Annotated in this window: 1 protein-coding gene; it reads right to left on the reverse strand. The window is 41.3% G+C overall.

What is annotated here, in order from left to right; all coding sequences use genetic code 11:
- On the reverse strand, positions 1–192 hold a 192-nt coding region (locus Q4528_RS13955; protein WP_303522187.1), incomplete at its 3' end, for a hypothetical protein.
- Positions 193–271: the final 79 nt, after the last annotated feature.

Below are 271 nucleotides of genomic sequence, written 5' to 3' on the forward strand. Positions count from 1 at the left end.
GGATAAGGTATTGTCTTTTAAGCCATTTAAATACGGTAATAAAGCACAGGCTAGCTTGGCAGAATCGTGACGCACTATGTCACTGTCTTCATCAATTAAATCTGCGTAAATCACTTGATACTTCTGTTGAAGAGTACTCAAATCTTCAACGTCTACTACTTGCGCGCGTTCTAAATTGTAGCTAGCGATCATCTCATCGCTGGGAATGTGGTTGTTTACTACTATGGCGTCAAGTGAGCGGCCAAGGTAATGCTCTAAGTCAGAGATAAAG

Origin of the sequence: Staphylococcus pasteuri (genome assembly GCF_030547725.1) — a bacterium.
Taxonomy (GTDB): domain Bacteria; phylum Bacillota; class Bacilli; order Staphylococcales; family Staphylococcaceae; genus Staphylococcus; species Staphylococcus pasteuri.